This window comes from Pseudomonas cichorii (genome assembly GCF_018343775.1).
Classification (GTDB): Bacteria; Pseudomonadota; Gammaproteobacteria; order Pseudomonadales; family Pseudomonadaceae; genus Aquipseudomonas; species Aquipseudomonas cichorii.
This window is the reverse complement of the sequence record NZ_CP074349.1, coordinates 1,754,097-1,771,754: the sequence shown is the minus strand read 5'-3', so window position 1 is coordinate 1,771,754 and position 17,658 is coordinate 1,754,097. Positions and strand designations below refer to the sequence as shown.

8 protein-coding genes are annotated in these 17,658 nt (G+C 56.9%); 3 read left to right on the top strand and 5 right to left on the bottom strand.

Annotated elements, in window-relative coordinates; translation table 11 throughout:
- Nucleotides 1-87 precede the first annotated feature (87 nt).
- Nucleotides 88-1,104, top strand: a complete 1,017-nt coding sequence (locus tag KGD89_RS07890) for a transporter (RefSeq protein ID WP_025259250.1) — start codon at nucleotides 88-90, stop codon at nucleotides 1,102-1,104.
- On the opposite strand, the gene KGD89_RS07885 is transcribed toward KGD89_RS07890, so the two are convergent.
- Both KGD89_RS07885 and KGD89_RS07880 read right to left on the bottom strand, forming a co-directional pair.
- On the bottom strand, nucleotides 1,098-2,282 hold the full coding sequence (locus KGD89_RS07885; RefSeq protein WP_081741917.1) for an HlyD family secretion protein: 1,185 nt from the start codon (nucleotides 2,280-2,282) through the stop codon (nucleotides 1,098-1,100). The two genes, KGD89_RS07890 and KGD89_RS07885, sit on opposite strands and share 7 nt — an antisense overlap.
- Complete coding sequence (locus KGD89_RS07880; RefSeq protein ID WP_025259248.1) at nucleotides 2,279-3,943, bottom strand: MFS transporter; 1,665 nt, start codon at nucleotides 3,941-3,943, stop codon at nucleotides 2,279-2,281. The genes KGD89_RS07885 and KGD89_RS07880 overlap by 4 nt, the downstream gene beginning before the upstream one ends.
- A gap of 209 nt (nucleotides 3,944-4,152) precedes the next feature.
- On the opposite strand from KGD89_RS07880, the gene KGD89_RS07875 reads away from it, so the two are divergent.
- Both KGD89_RS07875 and KGD89_RS07870 read left to right on the top strand, forming a co-directional pair.
- Nucleotides 4,153-5,247 (top strand): enoyl-CoA hydratase/isomerase family protein, encoded by a 1,095-nt coding sequence (locus tag KGD89_RS07875; protein ID WP_025259247.1) that lies wholly within the window; start codon nucleotides 4,153-4,155, stop codon nucleotides 5,245-5,247.
- 3 nt (nucleotides 5,248-5,250) lie between these two features.
- Complete coding sequence (locus KGD89_RS07870) at nucleotides 5,251-6,402, top strand: acyl-CoA dehydrogenase family protein (protein WP_025259246.1); 1,152 nt, start codon at nucleotides 5,251-5,253, stop codon at nucleotides 6,400-6,402.
- A gap of 9 nt (nucleotides 6,403-6,411) precedes the next feature.
- On the opposite strand, the gene KGD89_RS07865 is transcribed toward KGD89_RS07870, so the two are convergent.
- The 3 genes from KGD89_RS07865 to KGD89_RS07855 form a co-directional block, all read right to left on the bottom strand.
- Nucleotides 6,412-11,580: a dermonecrotic toxin domain-containing protein gene (locus tag KGD89_RS07865; RefSeq protein WP_025259245.1), complete on the bottom strand. Its 5,169-nt coding sequence runs from the start codon at nucleotides 11,578-11,580 to the stop codon at nucleotides 6,412-6,414.
- 145 nt (nucleotides 11,581-11,725) lie between these two features.
- Entirely contained in the window at nucleotides 11,726-12,295 is a 570-nt protein-coding gene (locus KGD89_RS07860) for an NADPH-dependent FMN reductase (protein ID WP_025259244.1), read from the bottom strand.
- Nucleotides 12,296-12,445: 150 nt separating this feature from the next.
- Nucleotides 12,446-17,647 carry a dermonecrotic toxin domain-containing protein gene (locus KGD89_RS07855; RefSeq protein ID WP_025259243.1) on the bottom strand — a complete coding sequence of 1,734 codons (5,202 nt, stop codon included), beginning with the start codon at nucleotides 17,645-17,647 and terminating at the stop codon, nucleotides 12,446-12,448.
- Nucleotides 17,648-17,658 lie beyond the last annotated feature (11 nt).

Below are 17,658 nucleotides of genomic sequence, written 5' to 3'. Positions count from 1 at the left end.
GCAATATTCGTCACAAATATGTAATGACGGCTTGTCATGATGCGCGCTTGACCTCCCCGCTCCGGGCAGGCTTGCACGTGGAAAGCCATGAACCACAGCATTGCGCGGCATCAGGATTCAGACCTTTTCGGCCTGCTGTATGGATTTCGCTTCTGTCCGGGTGAGCGGGGTCGGGAAATCGACTCTGCCGCCGTCATGGATTACCTGCACAACACCCCGGACAACGACGATTTCATCTGGCTGCACCTGAACCTGTCCCACGCGGCCTGCGAGCGCTGGATGAAGACTCATCTGGAACTGCCGGAAGAGTTTTTTGAAGCGCTTAACGAAGGCTCGCGCTCGACACGGATCGAACACATCGACTCGGCCCTGCTAGCCGTGGTCAACGATGTGGTGTTCGACTTCAATATGCTGTCGACCGATATCTCGACCCTTTGGGTCTGCACCCGCAGTCACATGATGATCACGGCGCGCCTGCAACCCTTGCGCTCGGTCGACAAGCTGCGCTCGGCCGTCAAGCGTGGCGAGCAATTTCACTCACCACTGGAGTTGCTGGCCCATCTGCTGAGCGATCAGGGCGAGGTGCTGACCCAGTTCCTGCGCAAGACCAGTATCAGCGTCGACAGGATCGAAGACCAGTTGCTGTCCCAGCGCCTGAGCAACAACCGCTCGGAACTCGGAGCCATGCGCCGAGTGCTGGTGCGCCTGCAACGGCTGCTGGCGCTGGAGCCCGGTTCGCTGATGCGCCTGCTGCACCGCCCGCCGCACTGGCTGCGCGAAGAGGACATGCAGGCGTTGCGTCAATCCACGGAAGAGTCGGCACTGGTCATCAGCGACCTGATGGCGCTGGGCGAGCGCATCAAGCTGTTGCAAGAGGAAATCGCCGCCAACCTCAACGAGCAAAGCAGCCGCACCCTCTTCACCCTGACCGTGGTCACGGTGCTGGCCTTGCCCATCAACATCGTCGCCGGTTTCTTCGGCATGAACGTCGGCGGTATCCCGCTGGCCTCGGACCCCGAAGGCTTCTGGATACTGGTGGCACTGGTTGCGACCTTTACCCTGATTGCCGGTCGCTGGGCGTTTCGCAAGCGCGGGGATTACTGAGGATCAGGCGGCACCTCACCTTGCGATTGGGTATCGATTCTGACCACCACTGACATCCCCGGCCTCAGGCGTTCGGCCGCTGGCTGGTCGGGATCGACAATGATACGTACCGGTATCCGCTGGGAAATTTTCACGAAGTTGCCTGTGGCGTTATCGGCGGGCAGCAGGCTGAACTCCGAGCCGGCGGCAGGCGAAATACGCTGAACACGCCCCGTGAGCCGAGCGTTGTCCAGGGCATCGACGGTAAAGCTCACCGACTGGCCGAGACGCACATTGGCCATCTGGGTTTCCTTCATGTTGGCGATGATCCACAACCGGTTGGGGACCAGTGCCATCAATTGGGCACCCGAGTTCACATAAGCCCCCAGGCGCACGCCGATCTGCCCCAGTTGCCCGTCACGTGGGGCCAGGATGCGAGTGTTGTCCAGGTCGATACGCGCCAGTTCGATGGCTGCCTGGGCGTTTTCCACCGAGGCCTGCAGCGAATCGCGATTGATGATCACGGTCTGCAGGTCTTCCCGGGCGATCTGCAACGCGGCTTTGGCTTCGGCCACTGCGGCAATAGCCTGGGCATCGGCGGCGCGGGTCACGTCCAGTTCGCTGCGCGATACCGAGCCGTCCGTCACCAATGCCTGATTGCGGCGCAGGTCTGCTGCGCTCTTGCTGCTCTGGGCGATGCTGCTCTGCAACGCGGCCTGGCGCTGGCCAATGGTCGCTTCGGCACTGCGCCGCTGTTGCAGGTTATTGGCCAGCGAGGCTTTCTGCACCGCCAGTTGCGCCATGGCCTGTTCCAGATTGCGCCGATAGATGCGGTCATCCAGACGCACCAGCAGGTCGCCCGCCTTGACGAACTGGAAGTCCTGGACCGGCACTTCATGCACATAGCCGCTCAACTGCGGGCCGATGATGGTTGTCTGGCCACGCACCTGGGCATTTTCGGTGCTCTGGATCGGGCTGGTGAACGGTGGCAGTTCCCACGCATACAGCACGATCAGCACACCCGCCAAAGCAATACCGGCAAAGATCGCCGACGAGATGATGCGCTTGCGCCTTGAGCGTGGCTCGCTGGTGGGCGGCGTGGTCACCGGTGGTGGCGGTGGCGTGTCGGGGGCCTGAATGGACTCATCGTTGTTTTCAGTTCGGGATGACGCTTTGTCAGGCGGGTTCGGTTCGTTCATGAAGAGGTAGCGCCACTGCTGGGGACGGAAGGTGGATTAACGGCTGAAAGCGGGCGTGTGGTCATCTTCAGCCAAATCATTCGGGCTGAAATCCAGATCATCGTCAGTACGGCGATCACGGCAATCAACATGAAGACATCGTTATAGGCCAGGACATTGGCTTCGCGTGTTGCCAGGGTCGACAGCGAGCGAATGCCCTGGGTCGTGCGCAACGCGGGGTCGGCAATGCTTGAGGCGTAACCGGCAGCGGCGCTTTGCAGGCGTGACTGCACCAGCGGGTCGATCAGGGTCAGGTGTTCGACCAGATGGCTGGAATGGAATTTCTCGCGCACGATCTGGAAAGTGCCCAGCACAGCGGCCCCGATCAGCCCGCCGATGTTCTGGGTGATCCCGAACAGGACGGAAAAACTCACCATGTTGCGCGGGTTGGCGATGACGCCACTGATGCCCAGCACCAGGGTCGGCCCCAGGAAAAACGTCCCGCCGAACGCCAGCAGAAACTGGCTGAGGTACATGTTCGATTGCCGGGTCAGGCTGGTCGAGCCGCTGTCCATCCAGGCTCCCACCGCCATCATGGCCAGGGAAATCAGCAGCGGCTTGATCAGGTGTGCAGGGTTGATGGTCAGGGCGCTGACCGCCAGACCGGCAATACTGCCCAGCAGCATGACCAGATAAAGGGTATGCAACTGCTCGCTGCCCATGTTCAGGGTCTGCAGAAAACCTACGGCCCCCGTTGACTGTTCCGACAGCACAATGCGAAACAGGATCACCGCCAACCCCAGGCGCAGAATCGCGCCACTGCCCAGCCAGCGGGTAATCAGCAAAGGGTTGCTGCGGTTATGCTCGATGGCCAGTCCCGCACAGATCAAGGCGATGGAAGCAGCAGAGGCAATGCCTATCCAGGGCGCCTCCAGCCACCACTCGATACGTCCCAGCGACAGCACCGCGCACAACAGGGCAAAACCGCTGGCCAGCAGGCTGAAGGTCAGGAAGTCGAGCTTTTCAAATGCCTTGAAGCGATCACCGGGCGGCAGCTTGAGCATCAGCACGCAACCCAGCGACAACAGCGCCATGCCCAGCTCGAACAGGTACAGGCCTCTCCATTCGGCAATCTGTAACAGGTCTTCGGACACCAGTCGCGCCAGCGGCGTCGCCAGTTGCGCTGTACCGAGCCCGAGCACCAGTGCCTTGAGCCGCCACTTCTGGGGGAAGGCCTGAATCATGTAATACAGCCCGAGGGTGCTGAGCGCAGCGCCCACCATGCCGTGGGCTGCACGCACGGCAATCGCCGAATCGATGTCATTGACGAACAAGTGGGCCAGTGTCACCAAGGAATAGAGCACCAGAAACAATTCGGTGAAAGCACGCAAGCCATACTGCTGGCGAAACTTCACCAGCAGTAGGTTCATCGACACGTTGGTCATGACGTAGGCCGCCGGCAACCAGGCGATGTCCGCCGAAGTCGCGCCCAGTGCGCCTTGCAGGTAAGGCAGATTGGCCACCACCAGCGCATTGCCCAGGCCGCCGGTCAGGGCAACGATGACGCCCACCAACGCAAAGGCCCAGCGCCTGCGCGTGGAGTGCAGGGGCGTGGAAGGCGAGCCCGGCATGGTGGGCCGCTCGTGGGGTTGCCACTGGCGGGGAGCATATTTGTCGTTCATGGATTCCTTTCTGGGTTTTCGCGAATGAATTCGCGCCCGTTCAAGCACTGTAGGAGCGAATTTATTCGCGAAAGGTCCAAACAACAGCTGGCAAATTGCTGCTTCAGACTATGCTTAAGCGCAATTTTGTTTTGCTCATTGGCGCTGTTAGGATCTGTTCACGCTAAAAATAATAAGTAGAAGAAGAGCAAACGAACAAGGAGTTCAGAATGAGTTCACAGGTGTCACCCGCTCTCTCGGTTCGCAAACCCGGCCAGAAGCCGATTCTGGTTGAGGTCCGCAATCATATCGGCCATCTCACCCTGAATCGCCCCGCCAGCCTGAACGCCATCGATCTGGACATGATCCGTACCCTGCAGCGCCAGCTCGATGCCTGGGCCGAAGATCCCAAGGTGTATGCCGTGGTATTGCGCGGTGCAGGCGACAAGGCGTTCTGTGCCGGCGGTGATATCCGCTCCCTGTATGAAACCTACAAGAGCGGCCAGAGCCAGCACCAGACATTCTTCATCGAAGAGTATGCACTGGATCTGACGATCCACGGCTACCGCAAACCGGTGCTGGCCCTGATGGATGGCCTGGTGCTGGGCGGTGGCATGGGACTCGTGCAGGGTGCTGATCTGCGAGTGGTGACCGAGCGCAGCCGGTTGGGCATGCCGGAAGTGGCCATCGGTTATTTCCCGGATGTAGGCGGCAGTTATTTCCTGCCCCGTATACCCGGCGAACTGGGGACTTACCTGGGCATCACCGGCGTGCAGATCGAGGCAGCCGATGCCTTGTATTGCGGCCTTGCCGACTGGTCCATGAACAGCAATATGCTGCCTCGACTGGATCACATGCTCGATCACCTGAAATGGAAATCCACGCCCCTCAAGGATCTGCAGGGCGCCATGGCCAGACTGGGTACCCAGCGCCTGCCTTCTCCCCCGCTGGAAGCCCTGCGACCGGCCATCGACCACTTCTTCGGTTTGTCAGACTTGCCGGGCATCATCGAACAGTTGCAGCAAGTGACAATTGCCGACACCCATCAATGGGCCTTGAACACCGCCGACCTGATGCACAGACATTCGCCCCTGGCCATGGCGGTGACGCTGGAAATGATCCGGCGCGGTCGGCACATGTCCTTGCAGGCCTGCTTTGACATGGAGCTGCATCTGGATCGTCTGTGGTTCGAGCATGGCGACCTGATCGAAGGCGTACGCGCCCTGATCATCGACAAGGACCGCCTGCCGCAGTGGAACCCTCCCAGCGTAAAAGCGTTGAACGCCGGGCATGTGCAGCGTTTCTTCAGCAGCCTGGAGGTGTGAGTCATGCACGATATCGAACTCACTGAAGAGCAGGTGATGATCCGCGACATGGCGCGGGATTTCGCCCGCAATGAAATCGCCCCCCACGCACAGGCTTGGGAAAAGGCCGGCTGGATAGACGATGCACTGGTCTACAAGCTTGGAGAGCTGGGTTTGCTGGGTATGATCGTGCCTGAACAATGGGGCGGGACTTATATCGATTACGTGGCTTATGCCCTTGCGGTCGAAGAAATCTCCGCCGCCGATGCCGCCACCGGCACGCTGATGAGCGTCCACAGTTCGGTGGGCTGCGGCCCGATCCTCAATTACGGCAATGAAGAACAGAAGCAGACCTGGCTGGCGAAACTGGCCAGCGGCAAGGCCATCGGCTGTTTCTGCCTGACCGAACCCCATGCAGGCTCCGAAGCGCATAACCTGCGCACCCGTGCCGAGTTGCTGGGTGATCACTGGGTCATCAACGGTGCCAAGCAGTTCGTCAGCAACGGCAAGCGTGCGCAACTGGCAATCGTGTTTGCCGTGACCGATCCCGAACTGGGCAAGAAAGGTCTGTCAGCCTTTCTGGTGCCCACAGATAACCCGGGCTTCGTGGTTGATCGCAGCGAACACAAGATGGGCATTCGCGCTTCGGACACCTGCGCCGTGACGCTCAACGATTGCCGGATTCCCGCTGCCAACCTGCTGGGCGAACGCGGCAAGGGCCTGGCCATTGCCTTGTCGAACCTGGAAGGCGGGCGTATCGGAATTGCCGCGCAGGCATTGGGGATAGCCCGCGCCGCATTCGAGGCCGCGCTGGCCTATGCCCGGGAGCGGGTGCAGTTCGACAAACCGATTATCGAGCACCAAAGCGTGTCAAACATGCTCGCCGACATGCACACGCGCATCAACGCGACACGACTGCTGGTCCTGCATGCTGCACGCTTGCGCAGTGCAGGTCTGCCCTGCCTGTCCGAAGCCTCGCAGGCCAAGCTGTTCGCCTCGGAAATGGCCGAGTGGGTCTGCTCCAAGGCGATACAGGTTCATGGTGGCTATGGCTATCTGGAGGACTATCCCGTGGAGCGCTATTACCGGGATGCCCGCATTACCCAGATCTATGAAGGTTCAAGTGAGATTCAGCGCCTGTTGATTGCCAGGGAGCTGCGCCATTATCTGGTGTAGGCCTGACGCTCAGGTGAACCGCTGTCGCCCCAGCAAGGAGATCAGCAAGGTCACCGAGTCGGCATTACTGAGCATGACATCGGTGCGTTTCTGGATATCGGTATAGAACACTTCCCTGGCCTCCTCTAGGGTTCTCTTGCCGGTTATACGCAGGATCGCGTTCTTTGCATCCCCTCGCCTCAGATCCTTCCAGTCATCATTTTCAATCTGCTTGAACAACTGGCTGCGATCGGTCTGGTAGGACAGGGATTTCTGTTGCTGGATGATCTGTTCGTTCTTGATGCGTAGCCGATAGCCCGGAGCATCTTCCAGCAAGTCGACAAAGGGGGCATAGGAATCCACGTAGGCAATATCTTCGGTACCTGCAACCAGATGGGACAATTCATGAATCAGAATCGTCGCACGGTAATGATCGCCATAGTTGAAACTGCCCGACCTGATGACCTTGACCTTGAAGCGATAGCGAGGCAAACGAAAAAACTGCTCGGTCAGAAAAATCCTTTTCAAAGGGTCTTTGGAAAAGACAAAGGCACTGGATGTCTCATTCCCTCTTTTATTGAATCCGACGATATAACGCTGCGAATTGATGGGCGACAACGACGGGGAAATCAGCTCTTCGTAGATGGATGTCACGACTTTCTTGACGGCATCGTACAGGCGCGTGTCCGGATGCCTTGCATCAAAGAAGCTGGCGACAATATGTTCGACACGAGGATCGAGTGTGTCCTGGTTAAGATTATCAAGGCAGTTTTCCAGGTAACGGCGAGCCTGCGTATGCCCCTGCTCGATGCATTGCGCCCTGTCACGGTAGATCTGACGAATCTGGTGTATACCGCGGGCATCGACGACCAGACTCTCACTGACCTCCATTTCCACCAGGTTGTTTTTCATGCGGGTAACAACGCCACCGCCGCCCTTGAGGCCACCTTGCAATTGCAGTGCCCAATGCTGGTTCGTATCAAGCTTGATGGAAGGCCCGACCTTGTCCTGCATGACGATAAACCAACCGTCCTTGCTGGACTGGACCTGATATACCTTGCCATTGACGGCGGCGTACTGCCTGCCCGTATTCTCATCCCTGGAAACGTTGAGCACTTCATCCTTGCGGAGCGCGTTCAGAGCGACGTCATGTACCTCGAACGCACTCAGGCGGCTGCGTAATTCCTCGGTAAGCGCATTGGTGCTCCAGGAAAACTCAGGGAAGGACGTGGACTCTGCAGACCCGACTGTCACCTCCTCTTCGGATAAAAGACCTTTATGTGGTTCTTGCCGGGATGAAATCAGCACGCTCAAACCTGCTGCAAGTTCCGATACGGCCTTGCCCCACCTCTGCTCGCCAATGGAAACAGCCGAAGAGTGAAACAGATCGCGGCTCTGCCATACACCGACCAACGCACCGAGACGCCCCGGCACGAATGCCAGTACTTGTTCAACCGCAAGGCCGAACAAGTACTTTGACGAGGTGCGCCGGTTCTCGTCATTGGTAACGCTTTGCTGACGTATATCGAACTTGAAAGCCTCAAGAACCCCCGGTAACAGATACTCCAGCGCATTCCCCTCGCAGGGCTCCAGCATGAAAGTCACCGGCAGCGGGCGCTCAAAGGGAAGGCCCATCGAGTCTTCAATGCTGAAAGGCAGATGTGGCTCGTGAAAGCCACCATGGTCATAGATGTGGCGCATGGTCGGGTCAATGCGGTCAAGGACATACGTCTGGAGACTGCCGGAAGTACACAGGTCGGTCACCAGAGCTGCCTGGTCGGCATACTCTCTGAATGTCCACTGCTCGCACAGCGGCGCATAGATCACCCAGGGCCCCGGCTGCTGCGAAGCTTTAGGAGTAATCACGTAAACGCCAAGAACCGGAGTCGGCTCCCAGCCTTTGGGAGCGGGCAGGATCAGCAAGGGACTCAGCACCACGTCCCACCCACGGACCGGCAAGCGGGCAATACCGTCAGGCATATTGAATACAGACTCGATAAAGTCATATGCCTCAGCCGACAGCTTGTTCCTGAGTTTGAGTACAAATGCCTTCAAGACCTCTGTAACCGGAATCTGCTCGGCAAAGTTACTCTTGCGCACAAGATGGGAAGGGCTACGGTTATCGAGCGCCGAATCGACCAGTTGCCGATAGTCGGTAGCGACATCCAGCGACTGCAACAAGTCTCGAATGTATTCGGGGGTCAACGACGCGCTCAAAGGGCTGCCGTCCTTGTGCGCAATGGAAATGACGCCATCCTGTATGGATGAAAAGCGGTTGATGGAAAAATCGGTGAGCGTTTCGCTTATTTTCTGGGTTGCTGCGGGTATGCCTTGGGGTGTCTGGCCGGTCGCAACAATCGCGGGTACATAGTGCGTCAGGGTCACGATCAGTTGATCGGAGTCCAGATTCGCGCCCGGAAAATCGACCGAAAGCCTCTCGCTCAGCTTTTCCTTTGCATGGTCACGAATATCGGGAATATCAAACAGGAAATCTTCGTGCGTACTGCTGGAGATATAAAAACGCTGCACCAGATTGGTAAGCGTAATCAGGTCATCAAACGAAGATTCGGTCACCCAGGTCGGCGCAATGGCTTTATAGATCAACACCTGAAGAGCCGCGCCCAGATCATTCACTGCCTGACGGGTTCCATCGTCGCGCTCGGTAACCGCGAGCGCTTTGCCAAACAGATCGGGGGTCAGGCCCCAGGTCTGCGCCCGGTTGTAGATAAAATTCACGGTCATCCGCTGTCGCTGGTTTTCAGCCTCCTGTAGCGCGTGAACCAGATGCCCCTCAATCACCTGGAACATGACACGGATACCCAATTCGCCAGGTCGCTCAAGGTACTTGAGCAATGCATGCCTGTCCGCCCCGGACAAGAGTTCAAGCACATTATCGATCCTGTCCACACGTCTCAGGCAGGCCAGCAAATTGTCTGCCAGTGCCTGGCGAGAATCGAATTTCGTCAGACCGTTCAACATTGTCCACAGAACATTGGAGCCGGGTTGCCGGGGGTTGTAGAGCACGAAAGCATTCGCCAGTGGAATCGGTGGCAGATCCGGCTCGTAATGCAATGACAGCATGCAGACCTCGACCCGCTCATCGCCCAGTACCTCGCGCAGGTGCGGCAGCGGTCTGTCCAGCACTTGCTGGAGCATATCCAGGACCTTCGTATCGAATACTTCCAGATGCCGTTCCAGAGAGAGTTCCAGACGTAGAGCGTCTTCACGGGAATGAGTCGCCCATACGCCAGGGTGTATTTGCGTATCGAGTCGACGAGTCGGCAGAGAATAGAAGTCTCGCTGCTGGCGGTCATAACGCTCTGCAAAATCGGGCAGTATCCATTTGAGCATCGACTCGAATAACGTCAGCGGCAAACGGATCTCGGGTTGATTCTGAAGCGCAGCGGCCTGCCCTTTCACCACCGTCCCGTCCAGGAGCGGTACAAGGCCTGGTTGACTGACCCGTTGAAGAGCCAGCGAAACCAGTCGAATCGCGGGCTCGCCGGAGCTGGCCCTCACGACCCAGAGTTCACGCGCATCCAGAGGTTCACCGCCGATCAGTGCCAGATAGCGATCAAGTGCATGACGCATGCACGTCTCCACTCCCGAATGCAGCGTGGCCAGACGCTCCATTCGCGCATCGAGGCTGATCATTCTGTCAGCCCAGGCTTGCAGTACGGGGTAATCGTGATCCCCTTGATCGACCGTCGGGACCGAAGGCAAGTGATCCCAGAGCGGCTCGAATTCAATCTGCCCGGCCTGCCAGCGTCCAGAATCGCGCAGGCGCAACAGCCGGGCGTCCAGCAGGCCACGCACATCGAGCGCATCGTCGACCCGGACCGATGCCTTTTGATAAACGATTGCCGGCAGGCCCAGCACATAACGAACATTGCGCTTCTGCAAGCCGATGATCGACCTGATGAATTCGGGGAACCATGGAACAGTCAGTGCATCCACACGCAGCTTGAGCGGGCCTTGCATGTCGATCAGGGGGTGATCGTCCAGCGAGGAAAAACTCAGCAGTTCGGCTCGCCCCTGAACACTGGAGAAATGCTCGCTGATCTGCTTCCTGTCAACGTAATGCCTGAACCCGTACAACGATGAAAACAGATACAGCACCGGTAACTGCTCGACCCGAAACTCGATCAGGAATACACCGACCAGCTTGACCGGCTCCTGATCACCGATACTGACAGCCAGCCTGCTGACCGTGACCGATTTCAAATCCTCAGGCGCACCGGGATACGGCAGCAGTGAACTCAGATGACGGCATTCGTGTCCCGTCAGCGCCCCTTGTTCTGTACCGGTCAACAAGGTCTGGCGCAAGGACTCGGCCAGGGCATGGGCGACAACATCTCGTAGCGTGCGGCCATCATTCGTAACCTGACTCCAGTACTCATCCAGCAACTGCTCGTACGTATCGGTGACGATAGACCTCAACTCATCGAGCGCCTGGACGTATGGCTGCGCCTGGACCGGGGTCAGAATCCGGCCTTGAGCATCCAGAAATCTCAGGACAAGCCCTTTTCCAGGCTCTTCACCCGCATATTTATGGGTCGCGACCTCGACCAGTGTCTGGGTGCATGCCACCAGACTGGTCGTCATGACGCTTTCGGATGAGCGTTCCTCGACGATTTGCACGGGATGGTGGAAGACATCGATATCATTGCCGGGCAGAAGCTGTGCAAGCCTTTGCTGCAAGGCTTTACCGAGCGCAGTCTGCAGGGACGGCATGCCGTGCAGTCGTTCGGACAACCGGTCAAGATGCTGCACCTGTTGCTGGACAACAGACTGCATCTGAACCTCGAACAGCGGGCCATCGATCAAGCGCGCATCGACCTCCAGCGACATTTCCCGGATCTCGTCGAACCTTTTCTTGAGGCTGACGAGCAACGCAGCCCTGCTCTTGAAACGCTCGATACCGAACAACAAGGTACTCAGGAACACCGGAGCTTTGCTGTCCTGCGTATCGCTTATCAATAATGCGCCGGCCAGCTCAGCGTTGGGCGTGGAGCCATCATCCATGACCAGCCTGTCGACACGGGGAGGAGGCACGTCCGACTTGCCGGTTTCGCCCACCAGTCGCTGTAGCCATCTGCCCTCGTCGATCCTGATACGGGATGTGTCGATTGCCGCCTTGATACTCTGCTCGAATCGCACTTTGAGCGACTCGCTGAAAAAATACGGGGGTGATGACATGTGCCATTTCCTTTTCATGGAACCTCGCCACACGCCGGATGACCGGCGCAGGCAAGGAAAAGAAACAGCTTATGGAGGGCATCGAAATGGCTGCGTTACATAAAGCAATTGATTGCCGGATATTGAAATGAAGCCTCGGGCAATGTCAGTCGGCGGTGACTTTGCTGTTTTTCTCTACCCAGGTGGCGTAGGCATTGATGAAGGTTTGCAGGAACGGCCGGGTCTTCTCCGACAACGCACCGGCTTCGTCGAAAAAGGTACCTGCATTGCCCAGATAGGCTTCGGGCTGTTGCAGGCAAGGAACGTCCAGAAATACCAGTGACTGGCGCAAATGGTGATTGGCACCAAAACCACCGATCGCGCCGGGTGAAGCACTGATCACCGCGCCCGGCTTGCCACTGAAAGCACTTTTGCCATAGGGCCGCGAGCCCACGTCAATGGCATTCTTCAGGGCGCCTGGCACTGAACGGTTGTATTCCGGGGTAACGAACAACAGGCCGTCTGCGGCTGCAAGCTGTTCGCGAAATCTCGTGTAGGCCTGCGGGGCCGAAGTGCCATCAATGTCTTCGTTGTACAGCGGCAGGTCACCGATCTCGACGATGTTCAGCTTCAGTGTGTCAGGGGCCAGATCAGCCAATGCGAGCGCGATCTTACGGTTGATGGAGTCTTTTCTCAGACTGCCGACCAATACAGCGATGGAGTGAACCTGGCTCATGGAGATATCCGTCATCTGATTCAAGGAACCATCAGGTATAGCCCAAGTCACGATCAGGGCAAGTGCTGGCTACCGTAATGCCACATTACCTGGCTACTGAAGAGACATGCGCCGTAGCAGCACACAGATGACCGCATAGCGACCGGGCGTTCAAGATACATGCGAGAAACTCACCCGCCCGAGCAAGGACACCAACAAGGCCAGTGAATCGGCATTATTCAACATGACCTCACTGCGCACGTGAGCATCGGCATAAAAGACATCTCTCGCTTGCGACAGGTTGTTCTTGCCGGTGATACGTAAAACCGCAGCCTTTGCGCCCCCCTCGCGATGTTTCAGATCCTTGAATGCCCCGTCAGTCAGTTGTGCAAACAGTTTGCTGCGGTCAGTGTGATAGGACAACGTGCCATACTGCGCAGCCACCACCTCGTCCTTGAGACGTTTCCTGAACTCAGCCGTGTCCTCCATAAGATCAAAGAACGGTGCATTCGAGTCGACATAAGCAATATCTTCCGTATTCAGGCACAGATGGGAAAGTTCATGAAGCAGGATAGTGCCACGATGATGCGACCCCATATTGAACTCGCCCGTACGAATGGCTGAAACCTTGAGGCGATAGTAAGGCAGACGAAAGAACTTGTCGGTCAGGAAGATCCGCTTCATCGGATCGTAAACGAATACAAATGCCGTGGAGTCATGATGGGCAGGCCTGTTGATCCCGACGACATAACGATCCGAGTCATGGGGCGAAAGCGAAGGGTCCATCAGGGCACCATACAAGGTGGTGAGAGAGTCTCTGACAGAATCGATCAGACGCGCATCGGGGTGTGAATAACTGAAAAACTCCGAGAGGATTTGCATGCATCGAGGATGAAGGTTTTCCGCAGAGGGCCCATTGAGGTTATCCAGAGCGTTCTCCAGGTATTTCCGGGCCTGGTTGTGGGCATCGGCGATCAACTCCGTCCGGTCGCGGAATACCTGGCGAATTTCAGACATCCCCCTGGCCTCGATCACCATATACCTGTCGACATCCAGGTTGACCATTCTATTTTGAAAGCGGCTCACGACCGGGCCGCCGCCCTTGAGCCCTGCAAGGTCCAGTTCCCATTGCTGTTTTATGTTGAGCCTGATCCCTGGCCCCGGCTGATCCTTACCGACAATGCGCCAATTGTTTTCACTCAACTGGACCTGATAAACCTTTCCTTGAATCGCGACATACTCTTTTTGGGTACGCTTGTCGCGGTAGGTATTGAGCAGGTTGTCCTTGTACAACTCGTTCAAGGCCACATCCCGGACTTCAAGCTGGCGCAAACGCCCTTGCACCTGCGACGAGAGAACATTGTTGCCCCAGCGAAATCGGGAAGACGTATCGTCAGGTGCCAGCACTTCTTCAGGCTCTTCAAGCTGTTCGGCAAACTCCTCCCGGGACTTTTTCCGGGAAGATATCGCCATGCTCAGCGCCGCCGTGAATTCCGAAGCGGCCTCGCCCCAGTGCTTGTCTGCAACAGCGCGAGCAGAAGCCTGAAACAGAGTCCGGCTTTGCCAGACACCCACAAGCGCGCCCAGCCTGCCCGGCATGAACGACAATATCTGCTCACCCAGCAGACCCCATAGATAGTTGGAAGCGGCCTGATCATTTTCTGTATTGGTAACGCTGTCATCCTGAATAAGCTGCTTGAAGGTTTCCAGAGTCCCCTTGAACAGTAATTGCAGGGCATTCCCCTTGTAAGGTGTCGTTCTGATATCCACCGGCGCCGGACGTTTCCAGGGGACATCCATGGAAGACTCGACACTGAACGGAAGATGCGGCTCCTGAAAACCGCCATGGGCATAAACATGCCTAGCTGCCGGATCAAGGCGGCTCAGGATGAAATCCTGCAAATTGCTGGAAGTCCGGATATCGGCCAGCAGCGCATTCCTGTCGGCATACTCCTTGATCGAGAATTCACGGCCGAGTACCGAATACAGCACCCATGGACCTTTCTGGGGGGTACTGGGTGCAATCACATAGATACCCATGACGTCATCGGGTGCCCAACCGGCATCGGCACGTAACAGTTGCAAGGGACTGATGGTGATATCGCGCTCCTTGAAGGGCACCCGCGCAATACCGTCAGGCATGGTCATGACACTTTCGATGGCGTCATAGCCTTCCAGAGTCATAAGCCCCATGAGCTTGAGCTGAAAAGCCTTCAGCAATTCATAGGACGGCACCTGATCGATGTAGTTGTTTTCCCGAACGGCATAATCCGCGGACTTTTCATCGAGCTTCTGCGCCACCATCAATCGGTAGTTTGCTGCGATATCCAGCGAGCGAACCATCTGGCGAATGTACCCCACCGTCAGCGAGGAAACCGGCTGAACGCCCTCCTTCAACGAGATGGACATGACGCCATCCTGGGCTGAAAAGAACCGGTCAATGGCGAAGTTGGTCAGGCTTTCACTGACCCGTGTGGTGGCGACAGGTAATGACGGTGGAATCTCTCCCGGTGCTACCGGTGCAGGAATGTAATGCGTCAGGGTAACGCTCAGTTGTTCAGGAGTGAGGTCATGATCGGGAAAATCTGCCTCCAGCCTTTCGGACAACTTGCGCTGTGCATACTCGTGAATATCAGGAATCGCGAACAGAAAATCCTTTTTAAGATCGTGGGTTGCATAAAAGCGCTGCCATATCCCCAATAGCATTATCTGGTCATCGATGGAGGCCTCCTTGATCCACCTGGAAAGCAGTGCATCGCCTTGCATCATTTGCAACCTGATGCCAAGACGCCCGACTATACGACGCTTGCTGTCATCATGCTCAGCCAGATCCAGTGCATTGCAAAACAGCTCGGGCTTGAGTTTCCACGTGCGTGCCCGCTCATACTGATGCAGGATCCCCTGCCGCTTACGCCCGTTTTCGGCATCCTCCAGAAACCGAATGAAATGCTCCTCGATACGTGTCAGTTCCAGACTGACAGTCGGCAGTTCATTCGCCTCGCAATACTGCCGTACCACGGGCTTGTCCGACTCATTCAAGAGGTCCAGCACATAGCTGCGATGATCAAGACGAACGAGCCAGGAACTGACCAGGCTCTCGATATCCTGACCGGGCTCAAGCACCTTGAACCCCATGTGCAAGGACCACATGAGGTATTGAGCATCGCGCGTCGAATCAAACAACACGAAGGTATTGGTCAGGGGAATGTGGTGCGCTATGCCATCAAGCTTGAGGGCCAGCGCAAAAGCCTCGACACGCTGACTGCCAAAAACGGCTCTCAAACCACGCTGAGGCCTGTCCAGAACCTGTTGGAGCATGTCCAGAGCCTCCGCGTCGATAGTGCTGCGACGCCGTTCGATCTGCAATTCAAGGCGTAGCGTTTGCTCACGAACAAGCTCCGACAGCCTGTCTGGATAAATCCGGGTATCAAGCAGCCGCACCGGCTTGTTGTAAAAACCCTTGAGCTGTAACTCATACCTGCGGACAAAATCGCGCTGCACCAGAGAGACGATTTTCCCTGCCAATCGGGGCGGTAACAGATTCATGGAACTGGCAAGGGTCGGGTCCGATGAATCGCTCAGCCTCCAGCTTTCAGACCAGATACCCGAGCCTTCCCTGAAGCCCCCTTCAAACGCCAGAGAAACAAGACTTCTGGCACCTTTGCCTGGAATATGCCCCCAAAGCCTGCGCGCATCGAGAACCTGATGACCGATGACTGCCAGATACCGGTTCAAAGCGTGGCGCATGCAACTGGCAACCCCTGCGTACAACTGCCCCAAAAGCCGGACAAGATCATCCATCTCATGCAATTGCTCGCCCCAGGAAGCCAGAAAGTCACTTTCAAGTTTCTTTTCCGTGAACAGGCTTTTCGGAATCTGCTCCAGATTCAACGAATGCTCAGGGAGAAAAACACCGGAACGCCATCGCCCGGAGTCATGAAGACCATACAGACGACTATCCAGCAGCCCCCGAATATCCAGCGCATCGTCGATCTGAACAGTCGCCAGACGATGGGAAACAGAAGGCAACCCCAGTACATAGTCCAGATTTCGCTTCTGCAGGGCGATGACAGATCTGGCGTGCTCGCTGAACAATGAGTGCTCGATCAGGCTCAGTTGTATCTGTACACGACCAGAAGCACTCAGCAACCCATGGTCGTTCAAAGAGGAGTAACGTAACAGTTCGAGACGCCCTGCCTCGGTTCCGAAATGCGTGGCTACCGCCTGTTCATCAGCAAAACGGCGAAAGCCCTCCATCATCGAAAACATGTAAAAACCCGTTAACGAGCCGGTCGTGAACTGGATCAGCAGCACGCCCAGAATCTTGACCGGCCCCTGCCCTTCAACACTGGCCGCAATCCTGTACACATGAACCCAATCACTGCCGGGAGTAGCGCTGGGCGATGGCAGGAGAGCCCGTAAACGACGGAACTCGAACGAGGTCAGAACCCCCGCCTCCCTGGACGACAAAAGTTTCTGACGAAATGACTCGGCCAATGCATACCCCGCAAAGGCCGTCATCGTCAGCCCGCCCTCAAGCTCCTGCCCCCAATAATCGACAAGGGACCTTTCATAGCTGGCGGGGAGCTCTTGCACGCTTCGGGTAATGGACTGAACGTAGGGAAGTGCCTGATCGGCAGAAAGCACCTGACCATCGGCTCCGAGAAAACGCTGCACCGGCTTTGAAGAACCGGACTGGGCGTCGTACTCATCCAGTACGGTGCTGGATAGATACTGCGCATAAAGGACAGTGGGAGCCGCAGAACCCTGAGTAGCTGGAACAGAGTCACTGAGGGTCTGTGACATGTCGCGAAACACGTTGATGGACGATTCGGGCAGTTGCTCGCTCAGGTTCTCCTGGAGTGCCTGCGCCAGTACCGTCTGCAAGGAAGGCAACTGATGCAGACAATCGGACAAGGTATTCAGATGCTCCATCTGCTGCTGAAGAATCAGTTCCATCTGGCACTCGAACACGGGGCCTTCGATCAGTTCGGCATCCAGACGAAGCGGTTGGCTCGCACTGTGGGCATAACGTTCGTTCAGCAGGTTGAGCAGTGCCCGTCGGCTCTCGAAACGCTCGACCCCAAAAAGCAGGGTGCTCAGAAATACTGGTGCATCGGTGCGGGTCGGATCACTGATCAATAACGCAGATGCCAGCTCCGCATGAATCGGCGCACCGTCTTCCATGATCAACCTGTCGACCCGAGGGTAAGGTGAAGTCTCCAGAATGTTGTTGGATATCTCGACCAGACGCTTGAGCCACTGGCATTCGCCACTAGTGATCCGACTGTCACTGACGGCCTCAGTCAGGCTCTGGGTAAATCGGCTTTTGAGTGAATCGCTATAGAAATACGGAGCTGTTGATGGAGGCATAAGCCATTCTC

What these genes read in the sequence shown, in the direction of transcription:
- KGD89_RS07890 (WP_025259250.1), top strand. Translation starts at nt 88, where the DNA reads ATGAACCACAGCATTGCGCGGCATCAGGATTCAGACCTTTTCGGCCTG.
- KGD89_RS07885 (WP_081741917.1), bottom strand. Translation starts at nt 2,282, where the DNA reads ATGAACGAACCGAACCCGCCTGACAAAGCGTCATCCCGAACTGAAAAC.
- KGD89_RS07880 (WP_025259248.1), bottom strand. Translation starts at nt 3,943, where the DNA reads ATGAACGACAAATATGCTCCCCGCCAGTGGCAACCCCACGAGCGGCCC.
- KGD89_RS07875 (WP_025259247.1), top strand. Translation starts at nt 4,153, where the DNA reads ATGAGTTCACAGGTGTCACCCGCTCTCTCGGTTCGCAAACCCGGCCAG.
- KGD89_RS07870 (WP_025259246.1), top strand. Translation starts at nt 5,251, where the DNA reads ATGCACGATATCGAACTCACTGAAGAGCAGGTGATGATCCGCGACATG.
- KGD89_RS07865 (WP_025259245.1), bottom strand. Translation starts at nt 11,580, where the DNA reads ATGTCATCACCCCCGTATTTTTTCAGCGAGTCGCTCAAAGTGCGATTC.
- KGD89_RS07860 (WP_025259244.1), bottom strand. Translation starts at nt 12,295, where the DNA reads ATGAGCCAGGTTCACTCCATCGCTGTATTGGTCGGCAGTCTGAGAAAA.
- KGD89_RS07855 (WP_025259243.1), bottom strand. Translation starts at nt 17,647, where the DNA reads ATGCCTCCATCAACAGCTCCGTATTTCTATAGCGATTCACTCAAAAGC.